Origin of the sequence: Bradyrhizobium sp. SZCCHNRI1009 (assembly GCF_032487575.1) — a bacterium.
Lineage (GTDB): Bacteria > Pseudomonadota > Alphaproteobacteria > Rhizobiales > Xanthobacteraceae > Bradyrhizobium.
Genome location: NZ_JAUEUL010000007.1, coordinates 184026 through 207380, shown reverse-complemented (window position 1 = coordinate 207380; position 23355 = coordinate 184026). Strand labels below are relative to the sequence as shown.

At 66.8% G+C, this 23355-nt stretch carries 20 protein-coding genes; 12 read left to right on the top strand and 8 right to left on the bottom strand.

All coding sequences use genetic code 11. From position 1 onward, the window contains the following. Positions 1 to 26: 26 nt before the first annotated feature. Complete coding sequence (locus tag QX010_RS15505; RefSeq protein ID WP_316180349.1) at positions 27 to 944, bottom strand: DMT family transporter; 918 nt, start codon at positions 942 to 944, stop codon at positions 27 to 29. A gap of 201 nt (positions 945 to 1145) precedes the next feature. Here QX010_RS15505 and obgE point away from each other — a divergent pair, with 201 nt between their 5' ends. The 11 genes from obgE to QX010_RS15450 all read left to right on the top strand — a co-directional run bounded on the left by obgE (position 1146) and on the right by QX010_RS15450 (position 12323). After that, entirely contained in the window at positions 1146 to 2216 is a 1071-nt protein-coding gene (gene obgE / locus QX010_RS15500) for a GTPase ObgE (RefSeq protein WP_316180346.1), read from the top strand. 316 nt (positions 2217 to 2532) lie between these two features. After that, positions 2533 to 3669 (top strand): glutamate 5-kinase, encoded by a 1137-nt coding sequence (proB, locus tag QX010_RS15495; RefSeq protein ID WP_315800923.1) that lies wholly within the window; start codon positions 2533 to 2535, stop codon positions 3667 to 3669. A gap of 74 nt (positions 3670 to 3743) precedes the next feature. After that, positions 3744 to 5033, top strand: a complete 1290-nt coding sequence (locus tag QX010_RS15490) for a glutamate-5-semialdehyde dehydrogenase (RefSeq protein ID WP_316180345.1) — start codon at positions 3744 to 3746, stop codon at positions 5031 to 5033. Positions 5034 to 5096: 63 nt separating this feature from the next. Continuing rightward, positions 5097 to 5720: a nicotinate-nucleotide adenylyltransferase gene (locus QX010_RS15485; protein WP_316180460.1), complete on the top strand. Its 624-nt coding sequence runs from the start codon at positions 5097 to 5099 to the stop codon at positions 5718 to 5720. 308 nt (positions 5721 to 6028) lie between these two features. Then, positions 6029 to 6385 carry a ribosome silencing factor gene (gene rsfS / locus QX010_RS15480; RefSeq protein ID WP_316180344.1) on the top strand — a complete coding sequence of 119 codons (357 nt, stop codon included), beginning with the start codon at positions 6029 to 6031 and terminating at the stop codon, positions 6383 to 6385. A gap of 56 nt (positions 6386 to 6441) precedes the next feature. Next, positions 6442 to 6924, top strand: a complete 483-nt coding sequence (gene rlmH, locus QX010_RS15475; protein WP_315800684.1) for a 23S rRNA (pseudouridine(1915)-N(3))-methyltransferase RlmH — start codon at positions 6442 to 6444, stop codon at positions 6922 to 6924. A 33-nt stretch (positions 6925 to 6957) separates the two neighbouring features. Continuing rightward, entirely contained in the window at positions 6958 to 8328 is a 1371-nt protein-coding gene (locus tag QX010_RS15470) for a murein hydrolase activator EnvC family protein (RefSeq protein WP_316180342.1), read from the top strand. After that, entirely contained in the window at positions 8325 to 9677 is a 1353-nt protein-coding gene (locus tag QX010_RS15465) for a S41 family peptidase (RefSeq protein ID WP_315715943.1), read from the top strand. The genes QX010_RS15470 and QX010_RS15465 overlap by 4 nt, the downstream gene beginning before the upstream one ends. 182 nt (positions 9678 to 9859) lie before the next feature. Beyond that, positions 9860 to 11080 carry a divergent polysaccharide deacetylase family protein gene (locus tag QX010_RS15460; protein ID WP_315800686.1) on the top strand — a complete coding sequence of 407 codons (1221 nt, stop codon included), beginning with the start codon at positions 9860 to 9862 and terminating at the stop codon, positions 11078 to 11080. 88 nt (positions 11081 to 11168) lie between these two features. Further along, positions 11169 to 11675, top strand: coding sequence for an RNA pyrophosphohydrolase (locus QX010_RS15455; RefSeq protein ID WP_316180339.1), 507 nt, complete (start codon positions 11169 to 11171; stop codon positions 11673 to 11675). A 141-nt stretch (positions 11676 to 11816) separates the two neighbouring features. After that, the gene (locus tag QX010_RS15450; protein ID WP_316180337.1) at positions 11817 to 12323 is read left to right on the top strand and encodes an RNA pyrophosphohydrolase; all 507 of its coding nucleotides are present in this window, start codon (positions 11817 to 11819) and stop codon (positions 12321 to 12323) included. An 85-nt stretch (positions 12324 to 12408) separates the two neighbouring features. Here the strand turns inward: QX010_RS15450 and QX010_RS15445 are convergent, their stop codons facing one another. The 6 genes from QX010_RS15445 to QX010_RS15420 form a co-directional block, all read right to left on the bottom strand. Further along, positions 12409 to 14097, bottom strand: coding sequence for an adenylate/guanylate cyclase domain-containing protein (locus QX010_RS15445; protein ID WP_316180336.1), 1689 nt, complete (start codon positions 14095 to 14097; stop codon positions 12409 to 12411). Between the two features lie 164 nt (positions 14098 to 14261). Further along, complete coding sequence (locus QX010_RS15440; protein ID WP_315715938.1) at positions 14262 to 14669, bottom strand: F0F1 ATP synthase subunit epsilon; 408 nt, start codon at positions 14667 to 14669, stop codon at positions 14262 to 14264. A 98-nt stretch (positions 14670 to 14767) separates the two neighbouring features. Then, positions 14768 to 16210 (bottom strand): F0F1 ATP synthase subunit beta, encoded by a 1443-nt coding sequence (gene atpD, locus QX010_RS15435; protein WP_172112903.1) that lies wholly within the window; start codon positions 16208 to 16210, stop codon positions 14768 to 14770. A 96-nt stretch (positions 16211 to 16306) separates the two neighbouring features. Further along, entirely contained in the window at positions 16307 to 17185 is an 879-nt protein-coding gene (locus QX010_RS15430; protein WP_315800690.1) for a F0F1 ATP synthase subunit gamma, read from the bottom strand. Between the two features lie 155 nt (positions 17186 to 17340). Further along, the gene (gene atpA, locus QX010_RS15425) at positions 17341 to 18873 is read right to left on the bottom strand and encodes a F0F1 ATP synthase subunit alpha (protein WP_172112905.1); all 1533 of its coding nucleotides are present in this window, start codon (positions 18871 to 18873) and stop codon (positions 17341 to 17343) included. Further along, positions 18873 to 19433: a F0F1 ATP synthase subunit delta gene (locus tag QX010_RS15420; protein ID WP_316180334.1), complete on the bottom strand. Its 561-nt coding sequence runs from the start codon at positions 19431 to 19433 to the stop codon at positions 18873 to 18875. The genes atpA and QX010_RS15420 overlap by 1 nt, the downstream gene beginning before the upstream one ends. Positions 19434 to 20087: 654 nt before the next feature. Here QX010_RS15420 and QX010_RS15415 point away from each other — a divergent pair. Further along, positions 20088 to 20633: a septal ring lytic transglycosylase RlpA family protein gene (locus QX010_RS15415; RefSeq protein ID WP_316180332.1), complete on the top strand. Its 546-nt coding sequence runs from the start codon at positions 20088 to 20090 to the stop codon at positions 20631 to 20633. Between the two features lie 122 nt (positions 20634 to 20755). On the opposite strand, the gene QX010_RS15410 is transcribed toward QX010_RS15415, so the two are convergent. Further along, the gene (locus QX010_RS15410; RefSeq protein ID WP_316180330.1) at positions 20756 to 22966 is read right to left on the bottom strand and encodes a primosomal protein N'; all 2211 of its coding nucleotides are present in this window, start codon (positions 22964 to 22966) and stop codon (positions 20756 to 20758) included. Between the last annotated feature and the right edge of the window lie 389 nt (positions 22967 to 23355).

Below are 23355 nucleotides of genomic sequence, written 5' to 3'. Positions count from 1 at the left end.
GGCCGGGACGACGGCGGTGAACGCCGCTACACCGGGGGATTCACCGCACCCTGTCCCTGCCCCAGGCTGCGTTCGCGCAAGTAGATGTACAGCCCCGCGCCGATGATGATGATGGCGCCGATGATGGTCGCGGGATGGGGCACGTCGCCAAACACGACGAAGCCGAACAGCACGGCCCAGACGATCATCGTGTACTGATAAGGCACGACGACCGAAGCCGGGGCCAGCTTCAGCGAGCGGTTGACGCAGAAGAGAGCGGTCACCGAGATGAGACCGGCGGCGGCGAACAGCACCAGGCTGCCGGGAGTCGGCGTCACCCAGCCGAACGAGGACATCGCGGCGCCGAGCAGGAAGGTGCCGACGAACTGCGACGACGCCATCACGATGTCGGGCGTCGCGCGCAGCGAACGCGTGATCAGCATCAGCACCGCGAACGACAGACTGCCGCCGAGTGCGATCAAGGCCGGCAGGCTGAAGGTCTGCGCCGAGGGCCGCAGCGCGATCAGCACGCCGCAGAAGCCGATCAGGATCGCGGTCCAGCGCCGCCAGCCGACATGCTCGCGCAGCACCAGCGCCGACAGCGCGGTGACGAAGATCGGCCCCGCGAGATAATAGGTGATGACGTCGGCGAGCGGCAGATAGACGGTGGCGAGGAAGAACGCCGCCACCTCCAACGTCGACAGGATCACGCGCACCAGCTGCAGCCAGGGACGCTCGAGCTGCAGGAACGCGGCGCGGTTGCGCCAGATGAACGGTGCGAGCAAGAGCAGGGCCGCACAGGCGCGCAGCCACAGCAGCTGGCCGACGGCATAGGTCGAGACCAGGAACTTGCCCAAGGCATCGCCGAACGAGAACATCGCGATCGACAGCAGCATCAGGCCGATGCCGGCGAGCCGCGCCGAGCGCTCATCGTTGGCGGTGGAGATTCGGGACAGCACGCTCATGACGAGGCTGCCTTATCAGCCCGACCGCGGTGGCTCCAGCCCTTCCGCCGAAAGCGTGACGCAGCCCTGCCGCAACCCCTGCGCAACGCTTGTCCAAGTCGTGCGCAGCGCGGCTTTACCGCTCGAAATTAAGGCTTCGGGCCGAATTAAACCCATTCCGCGGTTGCCGTGGGGACCCGCCTCGCCTACGTAGGGCGCATCATGAAATTCCTCGATGAAGCCAAGGTCTATGTGCGCTCCGGCGACGGCGGCAACGGTTGCGTTGCGTTCCGGCGCGAGAAGTTCATCGAGTTCGGTGGGCCGAACGGCGGCAATGGCGGCCGCGGCGGCGACGTGATCATCGAGGCTGTCGATGGACTCAACACCCTGATCGACTACCGCTACCAGCAGCATTTCAAGGCCCAGAAGGGCGAGAACGGCATGGGCAAGGACCGCCATGGCGCCGGCGGCAAGTCCGTGGTGCTCAAGGTTCCCGTCGGCACCCAAATCTTCGACGAGGACCGCGAGACGCTGATCCACGACTTTACCGCGGTCGGCGAACGGTTCGTGCTGGCCGAGGGCGGCAATGGCGGCTTCGGCAACGCGCACTTCAAGTCACCGACCAACCGGGCGCCGCGCAACGCCAATCCCGGCCAGCCCGGCGAGGAGCGCTGGATCTGGCTGCGCATGAAGCTGATCGCCGATGCCGGCCTGGTCGGGCTGCCGAATGCCGGCAAGTCGACCTTCCTGTCCAAGGTCTCGGCCGCCAAGCCGAAGATCGCCGATTATCCGTTCACCACCCTGCATCCGCAGCTCGGCGTCGTGAATTCCGACGGCCGCGAATTCGTGCTGGCCGACATTCCCGGCCTGATCGAGGGCGCGCATGAGGGCGCCGGCCTCGGCGACCGTTTCCTCGGCCATGTCGAGCGCTGCCGTGTGCTGCTGCATCTGGTCGATGCCACCTGCGAGCACGCCGGCAAGGCCTACAAGACCGTGCGGCACGAGCTCGAGGCCTATGGCGGCGAGCTGACCGACAAGATCGAGATCGTCGCGCTGAACAAGATCGACGCGGTCGACCCGGACGAGCTGAAGAAGCAGAGAGACCGGCTGAAGCGCGCCGCCAAGAAGACGCCGCTGCTGATCTCCGGCGCCACGGGCGAAGGCGTCAAGGAAGCCCTGCGCAAGCTCGCCGACGTCGTTGGGGAGTCGCCGGTCTCCAACAAGGCCAAGAACGCGGTCGAGAATGCTGCGACCGAGGAGCCGTGGGCGGCGCCACCGCCGCCGCAGGGCTGAGGCTCGAACCGAACCTTGCGCTGCGGACTGAGCCCGGCGCATATGTCGCAGCACCAAATTCGTATCTTACCTCTGAAGGACTGCCGACCGGCATTCGCTCAAGGTTGTTTGCAAGCGATCGCCTAGAGATCGGTGCACTCCCTCCCCCCTTGTGGGGAGGGTTGGGGAGGGGGGTGCCCCGGCGGCGGTCTTGCCGTGTGGACCCCCACCCCCGACCCCTCCCCGCAAAAGGGAGGGGAGCGCACCACCTTTCGTGGCGCCAGCTCCACTCGATCTTGAGAGTCCGCCCATGGCAGCTGACTTGACCGAATTCACCATGGCACCCCGTCTCGAAAATTTCCGCCGCATCGTCGTCAAGGTCGGCTCGTCGCTGCTGGTCGATTCCGAGGCCGGCGAAGTCCGCGCCTCCTGGCTGACGGCGCTGGCCGCCGACATCGCCCGGCTGCATGGCCGCGGCTGCGAGCTGCTGGTGGTGTCGTCGGGCTCGATCGCGCTCGGCCGCAGCCGGCTGAAGCTGCCGCGGGGACCATTGAAGCTGGAGGAGAGCCAGGCGGCGGCCGCGGTCGGCCAGATCGCGCTGGCGCGGATCTGGTCGGAGGTGCTCGGCGCCCATGGCATCGGCGCCGGCCAGATCCTGGTGACCCTGCAGGACACCGAGGAGCGCCGCCGCTATCTCAACGCGCGCTCGACGATCGCCAAACTGCTGGAATGGCGCGCGGTGCCTGTCATCAACGAGAACGATACGGTCGCCACCGCCGAAATCCGCTACGGGGACAATGACCGTCTCGCCGCCCGCGTCGCCACCATGGCCAGCGCCGACCTGCTGGTGCTGCTGTCGGACATCGACGGCCTCTACACCGCGCCGCCCGCGCAGGATCCCAACGCCCGGCTGATCCCCGTGGTCGAGAGCATCACCGCCGACATCGAGGCGATGGCCGGCAGCGCGGCATCCGAACTGTCCCGCGGCGGCATGAAGACCAAGATCGAGGCCGCGAAGATCGCGACCACCGGCGGCACCCACATGCTGATCGCCTCCGGCAAGATCGAGCATCCGCTGGCGGCGATCGCCAATGGCGGCCGCTGCACCTGGTTCCTGACCCCGGCCAATCCGGTCACCTCGCGAAAACGCTGGATCGCCGGCTCGCTGGAGCCGAAGGGCACGCTGACGATCGACGCCGGTGCGGTCAACGCCCTGCGCGCCGGCAAGAGCCTGCTGCCGGCCGGCGTGATCAAGGTCGAGGGACAGTTTGCCCGCGGCGACGCGGTGGTGGTGCGCGGGCCCGACACCCACGAGATCGGCCGCGGCCTCATCGCCTACGACGCCGATGACGCCGAGCGCATCAAGGGCCGCTCCTCGCCTGATGTCGCAATCATTCTCGGCGTGTCGGGACGAGCGGAGATGATCCATCGCGACGATCTGGTGATCGGCCCGGCGGGCGTGGGGCCGGCCTAGAGCCCCGCCGCCGACGTTCGCAAATGGCCGCTTTCCGTGCTACTGGAGAGCCTTAATTCAAGGTTGAACCGCCCATGACCGCGCCTCTCAAGGCTATCGACGGCAGCGCCGATCTGCCCCAGCTGATGAACGATCTCGCCAAGCGCGCCCGTGCGGCGGCGCGTGTGCTGTCGCTGGCGCCGGCCGAGCAGAAGAACCGCGCGCTGGAGGCGATGGAGCGGCGGATCCGCGCCCGCGCCGACGCCATCATCGCCGCCAATGCCGAGGACGTCGCCGACGCCAAAGCGGCCGGCATGACCTCGTCCTTCCTTGATCGCCTGACATTGACCCCGGCCCGCGTCGCCGCGATGGCCGACGGCATCGCCGTGGTACGTGGCGTCGCCGATCCGGTCGGCGTGGTCACCGAGAGCTGGCAGCGGCCGAACGGCATGACCATCGAGCGCGTGCGGGTGCCGCTGGGCGTGATCGCCGTGATCTTCGAGAGCCGCCCCAACGTCGCGGCCGACGCCGGCGTGCTCTGCCTGAAGTCCGGCAATGCCGTGATCCTGCGCGGCGGCTCGGACTCGTTCCGCTCCTGTCGCGCCATCCATGAATGCCTGGTGGAGGGCCTGCGCGAGGCGGGCCTGCCGGAGGCCGCGATCACGCTGGTGCCGACGCGCGACCGCGCGGCCGTCGGGCTGCTGCTGTCGGGCCTGAACGGTGGTGTCGACGTGATCGTGCCGCGTGGCGGCAAGAGCCTGGTCGCGCGCGTCGAGGCCGAGGCGCGCGTGCCGGTGTTCGCGCATCTCGAAGGCGTGAACCACGTCTATGTCGATGGCGCCGCCGACCTGGAGATGGCCAAGTCGATCGTGCTGAACGCCAAGATGCGCCGCACCGGCGTGTGCGGCGCGGCCGAGACCTTGCTGATCGATCGCGCCTCGCAGGACAAGATCAAGCCGCTGGTCGACCTGCTGATCGGCGCCGGCTGCGAGGTGCGTGGCGACGATGCCGTGCGCGCGGCCGATGTGCGGGTGAAGCCGGCCAGCAACGAGGATTGGGACACCGAATATCTCGACGCCATCATCGCCGCGAGGGTCGTCGACGGCGTCGATGGCGCGATCGCTCACATCCACGCGCATGGCTCGCATCATACCGATGCGATCGTCACCGACGACAATGCGGCCGCCGACAAGTTCCTCAACGAGGTCGACTCGGCGATCGTGCTGCACAACGCCTCGACCCAGTTCGCCGACGGCGGCGAATTTGGTTTTGGCGCCGAGATCGGCATCGCCACCGGCAAATTCCATGCGCGCGGCCCAGTCGGCGTCGAGCAGCTCACCAGCTTCAAATACCGGATCCACGGCACCGGGCAGACGCGGCCATGACGGCCGCATCTTGTGGTTGAGTCGCACGAGCAGCAGGGGGCAGCCGTGACCGACACCACAGCCATGCGCCTTGCGATCCGCCAGGCGCTGCCGCCCTACAGTGACGGCATGCGCATCGGCCTGCTCGGCGGCTCGTTCAATCCGCCCCACCAGGCGCACCGCGCGATCAGCCTGTTCGCGCTGAAGCGGCTGCAGCTCGACCGTGTCTGGTGGCTGGTCACGCCGGGGAATCCGCTCAAGAACAATGGCGGGCTGCATGCGCTGGCCGAACGCGCCGAAGCGGCGCGCAAGGTCGCCGCCGATCCGCGCATCGAGATCAGCTGTCTCGAATCCGTCATCGGCACCCGCTACACTGCCGACACGATCGATTATCTGCGCCGGCGCGCCTCCCGCCTGCGCTTCGTGTGGATCATGGGCGCCGACAATCTCGCGCAGTTCCATCGCTGGCAGAAGTGGCAGCACATCGCGGCCCAGGTGCCGATGGCCGTGGTCGATCGTCCGCCCCGCAGCTTCCGTGCCCTGAACGCGCCCGCCGCACGCGCCCTGGCGCGGTATCGCATACCGGAAGCGCAAGCCAGCCGTCTGGCCGACCGCACCGCTCCAGCCTGGGTCTACCTCACTGGTCTGAAGCTCAGCCTGTCCTCGACGGGGCTGAGGAACCCGGACGGCAGTTGGAAGTCGTTCTGAATGGCCGCGCGTTCGCCATCGCGCGGCATCGGATATGCATGGAACTTTCCGTCCCCGCTACGGTCCGAAGCGGGACGGCGTCGACGCTGTCGGGCCGGACGACCGGGGTACTGGATTGTTGAAACCATTAACCCCACATGCCTAGTATGGTCAGCAGGCCGGGTTGGATTCGGCCTGCGATACAGCGAAAGGAATGGTCCCTGACCACATCTGTATTGTCCCAGTCGGCCTTACCCAAGACGAAGGCAACGACTACCAAGTCGGCGACAGCCAAGTCAGCGCGTAAGACGTCGACCCAAGATGCGGCCTTGCAGGCGCAACCCGACGCCGACAAGACCCTGCGCACGATCCTCTCCCGCCTCGAAGACATGAAGGCGGAGGAGACGATCACGATCGATCTTCACGGCAAATCGGCCTATTCCGACTACATGGTCATCACCACGGGCCGCTCGAACCGGCACGTCGGGTCGATCGCGGAAAACGTCGCCAAGGGCCTGAAGGAAGCCGGCACCAAGAAACTCCACATCGAGGGCCTGCCCAATTGCGATTGGGTGCTGATCGATTCCGGCGACGTGATCGTGCACGTGTTCCGACCCGAGGTTCGCGAGTTCTACAATCTCGAGCGATTGTGGACTCAAGGGCCGAACCCGGCCAAGGCGGTCTAGGCGGCCCCACGCCGCGGCGGATGCGAATCGTGGCGCGCACGTGCTAGTCCGTGCGCATGCGCCTGATCGTGGTCGCCATCGGCCGGTTGAAGCAGGGTCCCGAGCGGGAGCTCGCGGAGCGCTACCGCGAGCGTTTCGACGACATCGGCCGAAAGCTCGGCTTTCGCGGCCTCGACATCCATGAAATCCCGGAAAGCCGCGCGCGCGATGCGGCGACACGCATGACCGAGGAGGCCGCCGCGATATCGGCGGCGGTCCCGGACAAGTCCGTGCTCGTCTGTCTCGACGAGCGTGGCCGGAACGTCGACAGCACAACCTTTGCGGGTTATCTTGGGCGCTGGCGGGACGAAGGCATTCCGGCTGCCGTCTTCGCAATCGGCGGCGCCGACGGACTTTCGCCCGATTTGCGGCGCAGAGCCAAGCTCGGGGTTGCGTTTGGCGCCGCCACCTGGCCGCACCAGATCGTCCGCGTCCTGCTGCTCGAGCAGATTTACCGTACTGCTACGATCCTTGCCGGTCACCCCTATCACCGCGCTTGAACAAGGGACGATGGGAGCACAATAAGGACCTCGATGTTCGCTGCGCGGCCCCTCTCCTGCTCCCCAAGACCTGTCCGCGGCGGCCAGTCCTGCCGTGCGTCGCTCATCGCGCTCGTTGTGGTGTTCTCCGGATGTCCGGCGCTGGCGCAGAGCGGACTCCGGCCCTCCATCCCTGGTACGGCATCACCGACGCCGGCCACCCCGGAGCAGTTGAAGCAGCGCGAACAGGAGCTCGAGGCCGCCCGCGCGGCCCAGAAGGCCGCCGCTGAGGCCCAGGAGCGGCTGAAGGCCGACATCGCCGCGCTCGGCGAGGATCGCGGCAAGCTCAACCAGCAACTGATCGACGTCGCGGCGCAGGTGCGGAGCGTCGAAGTGCGCGTTGCCGAGGCCGAAACGCGGCTGCGCGGGCTCGACGGCCGCGAGCAGGATCTGCGGACGTCGCTGGAAACGCGGCGGACCGAGATCATCGAGGTTCTTGCCGCACTGCAGCGCGCCGGCCGCCGCACCCCGCCGGCCCTGCTCGTCCGTCCCGAGGATGCGCTGCAATCCCTGCGGACCGCGATGCTGCTGGGCTCGGTGATCCCCGAGATGCGAAGCCGAGCCGAAAAGCTCTCGACCGATCTCGGCGAGCTCGTCGCCATCCGCAAGACGATCGCCAGCGAACGCGACAAGCTCGCCGGCGACCGCGACAGGCTGCGCACCGATCAGACCCGTCTCGCGGCCCTGGTGGAGGAACGCCAGCGCAAGCAGAGCTCGGCCGAGAAGGACATGGAAGCCGAAAGCGCGCGCGCCGCCGTGCTGGCCCAGCAGATCGACTCGCTGCAGGGGCTGATCACGACGATGGAGCTGGACCTCAAGAGCGCGGCCAAGGCTGCCTCGACGGCGAGCCTGCAGGGGGTGCCGGTCAACAGCAAGCCGGACGCGAATGCGCTGCGCAACCCAGGCCGCAAGGCGCCCGCGATCGCGTTCGCCTCGACCAAGGGCATGCTGGCGTTTCCGGTCAACGGCACCAAGATCCGCGAATTTGGCGCATCGGACGGTGCCGGCGGCTCGGATAAAGGCATTTCTTTGGCAACCCGGCCAGGGGCTCAGGTCACAACCCCGTGTGATGGCTGGGTTGTGTATGCGGGTCCCTTCCGTAGCTACGGACAACTCTTGATCCTCAACGCCGGTGGCGGGTATCATGTCCTGATCGCCGGGATGGAGCGCATTTCCGTCAACATCGGGCAGTTTGTTCAGACGGGAGAGCCGGTCGCGATCATGGGTAACAGCTCCCAGGTTGCCTCCATTCTCGCTACCAACGCGAGTCAACCAGTGCTCTATGTCGAGTTCCGTAAGGACGGCACTCCAATCGATCCAGGCCCATGGTGGGCCGCAAATGAAGGCGAAAAGGTACGCGGATGATGCGTAAGACTTCGGTAATTCTCCTGAGCGCGGCCACCGGTGCGGCATTGACCCTGTTCGTCTCGCAACCGCGCGCGGTGTTGATGGGATCGACGGCGCGCGCCGCGACCGCCGATACCTATCGCCAGCTCAACCTGTTCGGCGACGTGTTCGAGCGGGTGCGCAGCGATTATGTCGAGAAGCCCGACGATTCGAAGCTGGTCGAGTCCGCGATCAGCGGCATGCTCTCGGGCCTCGATCCGCATTCGAGCTACATGGATGCGAAGAGCTTCCGCGACATGCAGGTGCAGACCCGCGGCGAGTTCGGCGGCCTCGGCATCGAGGTGACGATGGAAGACGGCCTGATCAAGGTGGTGTCGCCGATCGACGATACGCCGGCCTCGAAGGCAGGCATCCAGGCCAACGACATCATCACCAATCTCGACGACGAAGCCGTGCAGGGCTTGACCCTCAACCAGGCGGTCGAGAAGATGCGCGGCCCGGTCGGCACCAAGATCAAGCTGAAGGTCGTGCGCAAGGGCGCCGACAATCCGCTGGACGTGACGCTGACCCGCGACAACATCCGCGTCCGTTCGGTGCGCTCGCGCACCGAGAGCGACGACATCGCCTATATCCGCATCACCACCTTCAACGAGCAGACCACCGAGGGCCTGAAGAAGAGCATCGCCGACCTGCAGAACCAGATCGGCGACAAGCTGAAGGGCTACATCATCGACCTGCGCAACAACCCGGGCGGCCTGCTCGAGGAGGCGGTCACCGTCTCCGACGCGTTCCTGGAGCGCGGCGAGATCGTCTCGACCCGCGGCCGCAATGCCGAGGAGACGCAGCGCCGCGCGGCACATGCCGGCGACCTCACCAAGGGCAAGCCGGTCATCGTGCTGATCAATGGCGGCTCGGCGTCGGCGTCGGAGATCGTGGCCGGCGCGCTGCAGGACCACAAGCGCGCGACGCTGGTCGGCACTCGCTCGTTCGGCAAGGGCTCGGTGCAGACCATCATCCCGCTCGGCGCCGGCAACGGCGCGCTGCGGCTGACCACCGCGCGCTACTACACGCCGTCGGGCAAATCGATCCAGGCCAAGGGCATCGTGCCCGACATCGAGGTGCTGCAGGACGTGCCGGATGAGCTGAAATCGCGCACCGACACCAAGGGCGAGGCGTCGCTGCGCGGCCATCTCAAGAACGACGGCGACGAGAAGACCGGCTCGCAGTCCTACGTGCCGCCGGACACCAAGGACGACAAGGCGCTCAAAATGGCTGCCGACCTGCTCCATGGCATCAAGAACAGCGCCAACACCCCGGCGCCGACCGAAAAGGCCGCGGCCGACAAGCCGGCCAAGGCGGCGAACTGAGGCCGCCGCCGGAGCGGCGGCCGACAGACGCGAAGTGGGTTTGAAGGGCGGCCTCCAGGCCGCCCTTTGTTTTTTGGACGGCTTCTCGTTTGCGGCTCCGCCGATCTACGGGCTTTCGGACACTGGCCCTGCGTCCGAATCCCTGCCGTGGTATCGTCGACCCGATTGATTCGGGAATTTCGATGACAGAGACGGCCGACGAACTGAGCGCCCCGCTCGGACAGACGGAAAAGCGTCGCAGGCGCCGCGTTCGGCTTCCCTTCACGGCCCTGCAGGCCCTTGCGATGCTGCTGGGGCTGTTCCTGGTCGCGTTTGCCGGCTTTGCGATGTTCAACGACAATCCGCTCGGTGGCGAGCCGGTCGCCCGCGTCGCGATCAACGAGGGCGCAAAGCCCGCCGACGACAAGGCTACCGCCAAGCCGGATGGCAAGCCAGACGCAAAGGCCGACCACGGCGCGGCCCCCGCGGCCAAGCAGGAGGGCGGCGAGCGCAAGACGGTCACCATCATCGACGGCTCCAGCGGCGCCCGCCAGGAGGTCGCGATCGGTGCCGGTGGCGAGACGGCAGAGCCTGGATCGGCCACGCCGGCTGCGAGCCAGATGCCCGGCGTCGACCCGCGGCTGCTGGAGAAGTCGCGCTACGGCATGATCCCAGTGATGGCCGACGGGCTGAAGCCGTTCACCGCCTATGCGGCCGAGGCTGACCGCGCCAAGGCGGCGCGCATGCCGGCCGTCGCGATCGTGATCGGCGGTCTCGGCGTCGGCGCCGCCAAGACGGCGGACGCGATCATGAAGCTGCCGCCCGCGGTCACCCTGGCCTTCACGCCCTATGGCTCCGATCCGACCAAACTCGCCGAGCGCGCCCGGGCGCAGCGCCACGAGATCCTGCTGCAGGTCCCGATGGAGCCCTACGACTATCCCGACAACGATCCGGGTCCGCAGACGCTGCTCGCCACACTCGGACCGGACCAGAACATCGACCGGTTGTTCTGGCACATGAGCCGGCTGCAGGGTTACGTCGGCATCGGCAACTTCATGGGTGCGCGCTTCGTCGCAACGGAAGCGGCGATGCAGCCGATCGTGAACGAGGCCGCCAAGCGCGGCCTGGCCCTGTTCGACGATGGCGCAGCCCCGCGCAGCGTGGCGGCGTCACTCGCCACGGGGCTCGCGATGCCGTTCGCGAAGGGCGACGTCACCATCGACGCGGTGCCGACCCCGGTCGAGATCGACAATGCGCTCGCCAAGCTCGAAAGCCTGGCCAAGGAACGTGGCGTCGCCGTCGGGACCGCCTCGGCGCTGCCAGTCTCGATCGACCGCATCGCCACCTGGATCAAGGGGCTCGACCGCAAGGGCATTCTGCTGGTGCCATTGACAACCGCGATGCTGAAATCAAAATCGAACTGAACGAACGTGCGCCGGCCCGACTGGCGACGTGACAGCGTGAGGCCTGCGCAGCGAGGCGCAGGGTCCCCGCAGGAAGGCCGAGACCGGAATGACGCGCTACGAGGACCTGCCTTACCGCACCTGCGTCGGCATTATGCTGATCAATTCGGAGGGGCTGGTTTTCATCGGTCGCCGCGCCGGCGGGATCGAGCATGTCGACGACACCCATGTCTGGCAGATGCCGCAGGGCGGCGTCGATCCCGGCGAGGATGCCTGGGAGGCGGCCAAGCGCGAGCTGTATGAAGAGACCAGCGTGCGCTCCGTCGAGAAGCTGGCCGAGGTCGGCGACTGGCTGACCTACGACATTCCGCGCACGGTCGCGGGCCGCGCCTGGAAGGGGCGCTATCGCGGCCAGCGCCAGAAATGGTTCGCGCTGCGCTTCACCGGATCCGATGCCGAGATCGACGTCGAGCGGCCCGGCGGCGGCCACCACAAGGCGGAATTCGTCAGCTGGCGCTGGGAGCCGATGAAGAACCTGCCGGGGCTGATCGTGCCGTTCAAGCGACCGGTCTATGAGCGCGTGGTCCAGGAATTCGCTCCGCTCGCCGGCGATTGAATCACGATCCGCGCCCTCGACGCGATACCCGACAGCCGCTAGTCCGCATCTGCGCACGGGCTGCAGGGAATCTCTGCAGGTGCGTCGCGACGATGCCGCCATGGTGCGCTGCTATGCGAACGACAGCTCATGGATTCGAGGATGACCGAGACCAGACCCTATCGTCCGAACGTCGGGATCGCCCTGCTCAATGCCGAAGGGCTCGTGTTCCTGGGGCGCCGATTCCGCGACGACGGACCGGAGATCGTCCTTCCCGGCCTCGAATGGCAAATGCCGCAGGGCGGCGTCGACCCCGGCGAGGATCTGCAGGCGGCGGCGCGGCGCGAGCTGTGGGAGGAGACCGGCATCCGCGACGCCGATATCCTGGCCGAGACCGACTGGCTGACCTACGAATTTCCGCCATTCGAGGATCCCAACCACCGGCTCGCGCGCTTTCGCGGCCAGCGCCAGAAGTGGTTCGCGATGCGCTTCACCGGCCGGGAGGCCGACATCGATCCGGTGACGCCGCGCAACGGCCAGCCGGCCGAGTTCGACGCCTGGCGCTGGGAGCAGCTCGCGCGCGTGCCGGACTTGGTGGTGCCGTTCCGCCGCGAGGTCTATCGTGCGGTGGCGGAGGCCTTTGCGCATCTCACCGAAGCTGGCGACTGATCCACGTCGAAGAGTGAGGCTCTGCGTCATTCCGATCTCGCGCTCAGCGCGCCTCGGAACAGCGATGTCGAGAGAGTTCGCCGGCTCAATTGTCCTCGACCGTGAACGGCCCGATCGCAATCACCCGGCAGTCGCTGTCGCGCGTGGCGCAGTCGGCCAGCGCGCCGCCGATCGCCGTCTCCTCACGGTCGCCATTGAGGCTGAAGCCGGGGTGGCCGGCCGTTCCGACCGCGACTGCATTCCAGCCCGACGTCGCGGCCTCGAGGCGCCGCGCCACCTCCTCGCGCGCCTCCGGGGCGATCGCCTGATGGATGGCCGCGTGGAAGAAGCCGGTGGCTTTCATCACGGTCGGTATCGGCACCACGAAGGCATCGTCGAGCGCAACGATGATGCAGGCGGTTCCCGCCTGAGCGCCGCAGGCTTCCAGATTGCGCCGAACCACGTCGTCGACGAGGTCGCCGCCGACGCTGTAGAAGAACTGGCCACCGGGCCCGAGCGCGATCGCCTTGGTCCGTCGCGCCGTCCCGTAGTTCGCTTCGAGCCGGGCGCGGCCGGTATCACGCACCAGCGGCATCTCGGCCGCGCTGAAGGCGCGTTCGGTCAGCGGGTCGTGGCGCACCCAGGGCTGCGGCGGCAACGGCGGCTTGCTGTGCACGTAGACGACATTGTCACCAACGGCGTAGAGCTCGCATTTGCGCGGTCCGTTCGCGTTGTCCGCGCGCTGCTGGCACTGCTCCAGCGCGGCCGACTTCGCCGCGTCGTCGCTCGCCTGCCCGGTGACGTAGGCGCTGACGCCGTTGATCGTGGTCGCGAACGCCTTGTGCTCGGGCGCCGGCACGTAGTCGCGCGCCAGCGCAATGCGAGTCCGCTCGCTCACGAACGGCACGGCTTCAGGTGCAAACTTCTCGGCAGCGACAGAGGATGAAGGCGAGGGCGACTGTTGCGGCTGCGGCGAGTCGGCCGGCTGCATGGCGACGGATGACTGCGTCGGCGCGGGGGATGGAGATGAAGACGGGACCGAGGACGGCGAAGCCGGCGTGGCCGACAGCCGGGCCAACGCTTCCGCCGCCGCCTTGGCGGCATCGCGCTGCGCGGGATGCGGATCGCGATAATCCAGGTAGAGCTCGGTCCCGACCCCGACCGCGCCGAGCGCAACCAGGGCGGCCGTAATTCGCCAGATCATGCGGAGCCCGCCGCCGCGGGCGGCTTTCTTTTCTTCCGGCGGCGCGTAGGTGCCGTCCTCGCGGCGCATCGCCACGCGAAAGGCGTGCACCGGGGTGGGGATGTTCTTGACCTCCCGCGCGCCCATGTCGGCGAACTGCACCGACAGCTTGTTGGCAACCTGCTCATGGACGGCGCGCGAGATGCAGATGCCGCCGACGTCGGCGAGGCCCTCGAGGCGCGCTGCAATGTTGACGCCGTCGCCGAGCAGATCGCCGTCGCGCTCGACGACGTCGCCGATGGTGATGCCGATGCGATAGCTCATCTGCCGGCTCGGCGGATAGGCCATGTTGCGCGTGCGCAGGCTCTCCTGGATGTCGATCGCGCAACGCACCGCTTCGACCGCGCTGGGGAATTCCGCGAGCACCGCATCGCCGGCGGTGTTGAAGATGCGGCCGCCGGCGCGCGCGATGAAGTCGTCAACGACCTCGCGATAGGCCGCCAGTCGCCGTAGCGTTTCTTCTTCATCCTCCGCGACCAGGCGCGAATAGCCGGCGATATCGGCGGCGAAAATCGCCGCGATCTTGCGTTTCAAGACGATCTGTCCTGCCATGTCACCGCGCCCGCTGGATCGGCCGGGAGCATGCCGTCAGATCGGTGAGCATGCAACCGACCCCTTGAAGTAGTCATCGACCGGCGCACGACGTTCGAGCCCCAAACGAAAATGGCCGGGCAGAGCCCGGCCATGAACGTTCATTCATACGTCGTGCGGTTGGATCAATGCAGCGCGGTCGTATTGAGCTGCTGCTGGATCGTCTTGAAGTGATCGAGCCGCTCGATCGCGCGATCGAGCTCGTTGCCCTGCTTCTCGTTCAGCTTGGATTCCATGCCGGCGATCTCGGCCGCGAAGGCGGTCTGGTCGAGCTCCTTCAGCGACGTGGCGACGTCGGCGAGAACCGTCAGACCTTTGTCCGAGATCTCGGCAAGACCGCCGAGCACGATGATCTTCTGCTGCGATCCGCCTGATGTCACTGTCAGGATGCCCGGCCGCAGCGTCGCCACGAACGGCGCGTGGCCCGCGAGCACGCCGAAATCACCCTCCTGGCCGGGAACGTCGACCTGGTCGACCTCACCCGAGAAGGCGATCTTTTCCGGCGAGACGAGATCGAAATGGAAAGTAGCCATGAGGAAACCTGCGAGTAGCGAATAGCGAATGGCGAGTAGTGAATGGAGAAGGGAGCAGCGGATAACCCTATTCGCTACTCCCTATTCGCCATTCGCCCTTAGGCGGCTTCCGCCGCCAGCTTCTTGCCCTTCTCGACCGCCTCGTCGATGTTGCCGACCATGTAGAAGGCGGCCTCCGGCAGGTGGTCGTACTTGCCTTCACACAGGCCCTTGAAGCCCTTGATGGTGTCGGCGAGGTCGACGAACTTGCCCGGCGATCCCGTGAAGATTTCGGCGACGTGGAACGGCTGCGACAGGAAGCGCTCGATCTTGCGGGCGCGGGCCACCGTCAGCTTGTCCTCTTCCGAGAGCTCGTCCATGCCCAGGATGGCGATGATGTCCTGCAGCGACTTGTAGCGCTGGAGGATCTGCTGGACCATGCGCGCGGTTTGATAGTGCTCCTCGCCGACGACCAGCGGGGACAGCATGCGCGACGTGGAGTCGAGCGGGTCCACCGCCGGGTAGATGCCCTTTTCCGAGATCGCGCGGTTGAGCACGGTGGTCGCGTCCAAGTGCGCGAACGACGTCGCCGGCGCCGGGTCGGTCAAGTCGTCGGCCGGCACGTAGATCGCCTGCACCGAGGTGATCGAGCCCTTGTTGGTGGTGGTGATACGCTCCTGCAGCGCGCCCATGTCGGTGGCGAGCGTCGGCTGATAACCCACCGCCGACGGGATACGGCCGAGCAGCGCCGACACTTCCGAGCCCGCCTGCGTGAAGCGGAAGATGTTGTCGACGAAGAACAGCACGTCCTGGCCCTGGTCGCGGAAGTGCTCGGCGACGGTGAGGCCGGTCAGGCCGACGCGGGCGCGGGCGCCGGGCGGCTCGTTCATCTGACCGAACACCAGCGCGCACTTCGACTTGACGCTCGGATCCGGATTGTGCGGATCGGCGTTGACCTTGGACTCGATGAACTCGTGATAGAGGTCGTTGCCCTCGCGGGTGCGCTCGCCGACGCCGGCGAACACCGAGTAACCGCCGTGCGCCTTGGCGACGTTGTTGATCAGCTCCTGGATCAGCACGGTCTTGCCGACGCCGGCGCCGCCGAACAGGCCGATCTTGCCGCCCTTGGCATAGGGCGCCAGGAGGTCGACGACCTTGATGCCGGTGACGAGAATTTCAGCTTCCGTCGACTGGTCGGTGTAGCTCGGCGCGTCCGCGTGGATCGGGCGCAGGCCTTCCGCCTTGACGGGGCCGGCTTCGTCGATCGGCTCGCCGATCACGTTCATGATGCGGCCGAGCGTGCCCTCGCCGACCGGCACCCGGATCGGCGAGCCGGTGTCGGTCACCTCCTGGCCGCGCACCAGACCTTCGGTGGTGTCCATCGCGATCGTGCGGACGGTGGATTCACCGAGATGCTGGGCGACCTCGAGCACAAGGCGGTTGCCGGCGTTCTTGGTTTCGAGCGAATTGAGAATGGCCGGCAGGTGACCTTCGAACTGCACGTCGACGACGGCGCCGATGACCTGGGTGATGCGACCGATCTGGTTGGCTGCGGTAGCCATTGAGTGTCTCTCCTTACGATCCGTATACGAAACCACGGTCGGCTCGACCGGGATATGTTCCTGGGTTGCGCTTCAAAGAGGCGCGACGCGATCTGGCTAGACCGCCTCGGCGCCCGAAATGATTTCGATCAGTTCCTTGGTGATCATCGCCTGACGCGTGCGGTTGTAGATCAGCGTCTGCTTGCGGATCATCTCGCCGGCGTTGCGCGTGGCATTGTCCATCGCCGACATCTGCGCACCGTAGAACGAGGCGTTGTTTTCGAGCAGCGCGCGGAAGATCTGCACGGCGAGATTGCGCGGCAGCAGCCCGGCGAGGATCTCGTCCTCCTCCGGCTCGTATTCGTAAGGCGCCAGCGGCGCAGCATTGGCAGGCCGCGCCTCGACCACCAGCGGAATGATCTGCTGTGCCGTCGGGATCTGCGCGATCACCGAGCGGAAGCGCGAATAGAACAGCGTGCAGACGTCGAACTCGCCGGCCTCGAAGCGGGCGATCACCTTCTTGGCGATCTCGTCGGCATTGGCAAAACCGATCTGGCGAACCGAGCGCAGATCCATGTGCTCGACGATCTGCTTGTCGAACTGACGGCGCAGTTGCTCGTAGCCCTTGCGGCCGACGCAGAAGAATTTCACTTCCTTGCCCTGGTTCATCAGGGCTAGCGCACGCTCGCGCGCCAGACGCACGATCGAGGAGTTGAACGCGCCGGACAGGCCGCGCTCGCCGGTGCAGACCAGCAGCAGATGCACCTGGTCGCGCCCGGTGCCCGCGAGCAGGCTCGGGCCGCCGGCGGAGGCGATGGTGGCGCTCGCGATGTTGGAGATCACGGCGTCCATCTTCTCGGCATAGGGACGCGCCGCTTCGGCCGCCTGCTGCGCGCGGCGCAGCTTGGAGGCGGCGACCATCTGCATGGCCTTGGTGATCTTCTGCGTCGCCTTGGTCGAGGCGATGCGGACCCGCATGTCTTTCAGTGACGCCATTGTTCGTCTAGCTCACCCCGGCGGCCGATCCCCTGGAGACCCGACCGCTCAACCCTGAGATTGGTCATGCCCGGCCTGATGCTGGGCATGAGATGTCACGTTGTCCACCCCGAAGGCGTGGATGGCCGGCCGGAGCCGGCCACGACCTCTAGCGATCAGGCGAAGGTCTTGGCGAAGCCTTCGACCACCGCCTTCAGCTTGGCGGCGCTGTCGTCGGACAGATCCTTGCTGTCGCGGATCGCGTTCAGGAGGTCGGCATTCTTGCCGCGCAGCAGCGACAGGAGGCCGTCCTCGAAGGCGCGCACCTTGCCGAGCGGAAGCGCGTCGAGATAGCCGTTGGTGCCGGCCCAGATCACGCAGACCTGCTCTTCCATCTTCAGCGGCGAGAACTGCGGCTGCTTCAGGAGCTCGGTCAGGCGCGAACCACGGTTCAGCAGGCGCTGGGTCGAGGCGTCGAGGTCGGAGCCGAACTGCGCGAACGCGGCCATCTCGCGGTACTGCGCCAGCTCGCCCTTGATCTTGCCGGCGACCTTCTTCATCGCCTTGGTCTGCGCCGAGGAGCCGACGCGCGACACCGACAGACCGACGTTCACCGCAGGACGAATGCCCTGGAAGAACAAATCGGTCTCCAGGAAGATCTGGCCGTCGGTGATCGAGATGACGTTGGTCGGAATGTAGGCCGACACGTCGTTGGCCTGCGTCTCGATGACCGGCAGCGCGGTCAGCGAGCCCAGACCATGGTCCTTGCCGAGCTTCGCAGCGCGCTCCAGCAGGCGGGAGTGCAGGTAGAACACGTCGCCCGGATAGGCTTCGCGGCCCGGCGGGCGGCGCAGCAGCAGCGACATCTGGCGATAGGCGACGGCCTGCTTGGACAGATCGTCATAGATGATGACGGCGTGCATGCCGTTGTCGCGGAAGTACTCGCCCATCGTGCAGCCGGTGAACGGCGCGAGATACTGCATCGGGGCCGGATCCGAGGCGGTCGCGGCGACGACGATCGAGTATTCCAGCGCGCCCTGCTCCTCGAGCACCTTGACGAACTGGGCGACGGTCGAGCGCTTCTGGCCGACGGCGACGTAGACGCAGTACAGCTTCTGGCTCTCGGGAGCGCCAGCGACGTTCAGCGGCTTCTGGTTCAGGATGGTGTCGAGCGCGATCGCGGTCTTGCCGGTCTGGCGATCGCCGATGATCAGCTCGCGCTGGCCGCGGCCGACCGGGATCAGGGCGTCGATTGCCTTCAGGCCGGTGGCCATCGGCTCGTTGACCGACTTGCGCGGAATGATGCCGGGCGCCTTGACGTCCACGCGCTTGCGCTCGGTGAACTGGATCGGACCCTTGCCGTCGATCGGGTTGCCGAGCGCGTCGACGACGCGGCCAAGCAGGCCCTTGCCGACCGGCGCGTCCACGATGGCGCGGGTGCGCTTGACGGTCTGGCCTTCCTTGATCTCGCGGTCGGCGCCGAAGATGACGACGCCGACGTTGTCGGTCTCGAGGTTCAGCGCCATGCCGCGGGTGCCGTTCTCGAACTCGACCATCTCACCGGCCTGGACGTTGTCGAGACCGTAGACGCGGGCGATACCGTCGCCGACGGACAGCACCTGTCCGACTTCGGTGACTTCGGCTTCCTGCCCGAAATTCTTGATCTGGTCCTTGAGGATCGCGGAAATTTCCGCGGCGCGGATGTCCATCAGCCTGCCTCTTTCATCGCGTGCTTGATCGAGTTGAGTTTGGTGCGAAGCGAACTATCGATCATGCGGCTGCCGAGCTTGACGACGAGCCCGCCGATAATCGCTGGATCGACTTTCACGTTGAGCGCGACGTCCTTGCCGGTCACCGTCTTCAGTGAGGCCTTCAAGGCGTCGAGATTCTTGTCCGAGAGCGGCTCGGCGACGACGACGTCGGCCGTGGCCTCTCCCTTATACTTGGCGACCAGCCCGTTGAAGGCGCGGATCACGTCGGCGACCGCGAACAGGCGGCGGTTGGTGGTCAGCACACGCAGCACGTTGGCGGCGACGCCGGCGATGCCGGCCTTGTCCAGCACCGCATTGAGCGCCTTGAGCTGCACGTCCGCACCGAACACCGGGCTGCGGACCAGGCGCTTGAGGTCGGCGCTCTCATCGAGAAGGGCATTGAACTTGTCGAGATCGGCCTTGACCGCATCGACGGACTTTTCGTCACGGGCCAGTTCAAACAGGGCCGTCGCGTAACGACCGGACACACCGGATACGGAGGGATCTTCAGCAGCCACAGACGTGCTCTTTTTATATGCGCCCAACCCACAAGAGGGACACCGGCGCGCCGCTGCGGCGCAAACCAGTTAAGCCCTTGGAATTCAAGCAGGACTTTGATTTTCGATCGCCGCGAGAGCAGCTTGATCACGAAAAGCGGCGCTTTGCTAACATAGCGTACGCGCAGCCGCAACAAGCGGTGGCCCGCTATTCGGCACCTTGTTGCCGCGCTGCGGTCGGAGCCCGGGACGGACCCGGAAACGGCGCGATCGCCGCCGGCGATGCACCCCGAACCCAGTACCGACGATCCGCGTATTCGTTCCGCCTATTGCTGCATGGCCGCTATGTCCGTTTGGCCTTGACTGCCGCCTTGGCGGCTCCAGCGGCGATCGGCCGGATCGATATCAATTACTTGGCAACATCTTCACAACCTCAATGACGACTTAACACGACAGTACTTGAAAGTATTAATTAGTTAATGAAGCGTTAAACGGGCGGATTACGGAATTTTCGGTGATGAAGATCACCAGTCCCAAGATATTCCGATCCGAGCGGAACAATTTCTACTGCCCCATTCGTGCCTCATTGCGACATCAAACGGCGCGCGCCTCAACACCTGACGGGGGTCCACTGGCTGCAGAACGCAGCAATACTGTTTCGAGGGACAGATCCAGATGCTGAAACTGAAGAACCTCTCGGCTGGCAAGATCGCCGGCTCGCGCACCGCGCTCGCTGTTGCCGTGACGCTGATCGTCGGCGGCAGCGCCACCGAAGCCTCGGCCCGGTCCAGGCACCACCATCACCACGCGCGCCACCACCATCATCATATGGCGCGCCAGGCCGCCCAGCCCGCGGCAGACTCGTTTTCGAACGGCTGGTCGAACAACTCGTCCTGGATGAACGCCAACGCATCGGTCGCGCCGTCATCCGGCACGGGCCGCACCTTCTCCGGCATGGCATCGTACTACGGCAACGAGTCCGGCAGCCGCACCGCGTCCGGCCAGCGCATGAACGCCAACGCCATGACCTGCGCCCACCGCTCGCTGCCGTTCGGCACCAAGCTGCGCGTCACCCATGGCGGCGCCAGCGTCATCGTCACCGTCAATGATCGCGGCCCGTTCATCCGCGGCCGTGTGCTCGACCTCTCGACCGGCGCCGCCCGCGCCATCGGCCTGACCCGCGCCGGCGTCGGCCGCGTCACCGCCGAGGTCGTGTCGTAAGCCACCGATCTATCCGCGCGTCATTGCGAGCGCAGCGAAGCAATCCAGGAGCCTTGTCGGGACTCTGGATTGCTTCGTCGCTGCGCTCCTCGCAATGACGGTGGAGAGAGCGGTGCCAACCGCTACAAGAAGCTCTGCGGGTCGACGTCGACCTCGAGCTTGAGATTGCCGCGTGGCTTCTCGGCATGTGCCAGCCAGTGGCGCAGATAATCCGACAGATCGAAATTGCGCGCCGACTTGAGCAGCAGCCGGAAGCGGTAGCGGCCCTTGATCACCGCGAGCGGCGCCTCGGCCGGGCCGAGCAGCAGCACCCCCTCCTCACGCGGCGCTGACGCCACCAGCCGGCGCGCGAAGCCTTCCGCAGTCGGCCTGTCCCCTGCCGAAATGATCAGGCTCGCCAGCCGGCCGAACGGCGGGTAACCCGTGCGCTCGCGAACGTCGATTTCGCTGGTGTAGAAGGCCTCGCGGTCGCAGGCGATCAGCGCCTTCATGACGGGATGCTCGGGCTGGTGCGTCTGCAGATAGCCCCTCCCCCTGCCCTGCTCGCGGCCGGCACGGCCGATCACCTGGTTGAGGAGCTGCCAGGTGCGCTCGGCGGCGCGCGGATCGCCGTTGCCGAGGCCGAGATCGGCGTCGACCACGCCGACCAGATTGAGCCGAGGGAAGTTGTGGCCCTTGGCCACGAGCTGGGTGCCGATGATGAGGTCGACGCGGCCTTCCGCGATCTCCGTGAGTTCGGCGCGCATGGTCTCGATCGAGGTGATCAGGTCGCTCGACAGCACCATGCTGCGCGCGTCGGGAAACAGCGCGGCCGCCTCCTCCTGCAGCCGCTCGACGCCCGGGCCGACCGCGACCAGCGATTCCTCGGCGGCGCAATGCGGACAGGCCGGCGGCCGGGCCATCGAGAACCCGCAATGGTGGCAGACCAGGCGCTGGCGAAAACGATGGTCGACCAGCCAAGCGTCGCAGATGGTGCAAGCAAAACGGTGGCCGCAGGCGCGGCACAAGGTCAGCGGCGCATAGCCGCGGCGATTGAGAAACAGCAGCGCCTGCTCGCCGCGCTCGATCGCGGTGCGGATCTCGCCCGCCAACCGCGGCGAGATGTAGCGGCCGCGCGGCGGCGGCTCGCGCCTGAGATCGATCGCCTCGATGTGCGGCATGTGCTGGCCGCCGAAGCGCGACGGCAGCGCGACGCGCTGGTAGCGGCCCTTGCGCGCATTGACCTCGGTCTCGACCGAGGGCGTCGCTGACGCCAGCACGACCGGGAATTTGGCGATGTGGCCGCGCACCACCGCCATGTCGCGGGCGTGGTAGTGCGCGCCCTCGTCCTGCTTGTAGGCCTGGTCGTGCTCCTCATCGACGACGATCAGGCCGAGATCGGCGTAGGGCAGAAACAGCGCCGAGCGCGCGCCGACCACGACCGGCGCCTCGCCGGCGGCGATGGCCGCCCAGTTGCGCTGGCGCGTGCGCGGCGTCAGCTCGGAATGCCATTCCAGCGGGCGCACGCCGAAACGGCGCGAGAAGCGGTCGAGGAACTGCCCGGTCAGCGCGATCTCCGGCATCAGGATCAGCGACTGCCGGCCGCGGCGGACGGTCTCGGCCACCGCCTCGAAATACACCTCGGTCTTGCCGGAGCCGGTGACGCCATCGAGCAGCGCGACCTGAAAGCCGCCATTGGCAGCCAGCGCCCGCATCGCCTCGACGCCGGCCAACTGTGCATCGAAGAACTCGGGCTGGGCGAAGGACGGGTCCGGCGTCGGCGGCGGCAAGGCCCGCGGCATCGCCTCGACCGTCAGCGTCCCCTCGTCGACCAGGCCGTCGATCACGCTGCCGGAGACGCCGATCTCGCGGACGAGGTCGGACTTTCCGTGCAGCAGGCCATCCGACACCGCCTCGATCACCCGCCGCCGCGCTGGCGTCAGCCGCTTTGGCGGCTCGCCGACCAGCCGGACGCCGAGGCGAACGCGCTCCGGCCCGAGATGCTCGCCCATGCGAAGGCACATCCGCAGCACCATGCCGCGCGGCGACAGCGTGTAATTGGCGACCCAGTCGACCAGCGACCGCAGCTCCGGCTTGAGCGGCGGCACGTCGAGCTTCTCGCTGACGTCCTTCAGCCTGTTGTGCAGTCGCGGATCGGGATTGGCGTTCTCCGCCCACACCACCGCCAGCACCTCGCGCGGCCCCAGCGGCACGCCGACGACATCGCCGGGCTTCAGCGCCATGCCGCGCGGCACGCGGTAGGAATACGTGTGGTCGAGCGCGACCGGAACCAGCACGTCGACCACGCCGGCCGTGCTGACTGCACCTGGAAAGAGATCGGTCGGGCGGTCCATGAGGGCGGAGATAGCCTTGCTCGGGCTGAAGCGAAAGCCGCCCGGCAAAGTTAGCGAACGGTAAAGGACGAGGATGCGATATATATAGATGAACCGACGGGTTGAGACCGAGCTTCTCGCCGCGAGCGCCGCTGCGCTCCCTCGCCCCGCTCTTGCGGGGAGAGGGCTGGGATGAGGGGCAGACGCACGGGACGTGTTCGCCGTGAGACCTGTACCCCCTCACCCGGATTGCATCTGACGATGCAATCCGACCTCCCCCCCCCCGCAGGCGGGGAGAGGCGCAGACCGCATTCGCGGCGGCCGACAAGCTCGCAGGACCTCGTCCCATCGCTGGGCACGCACGCATGGCAAAGCAGACGCGACCACCTGAAACGGATGCCGACGATGCG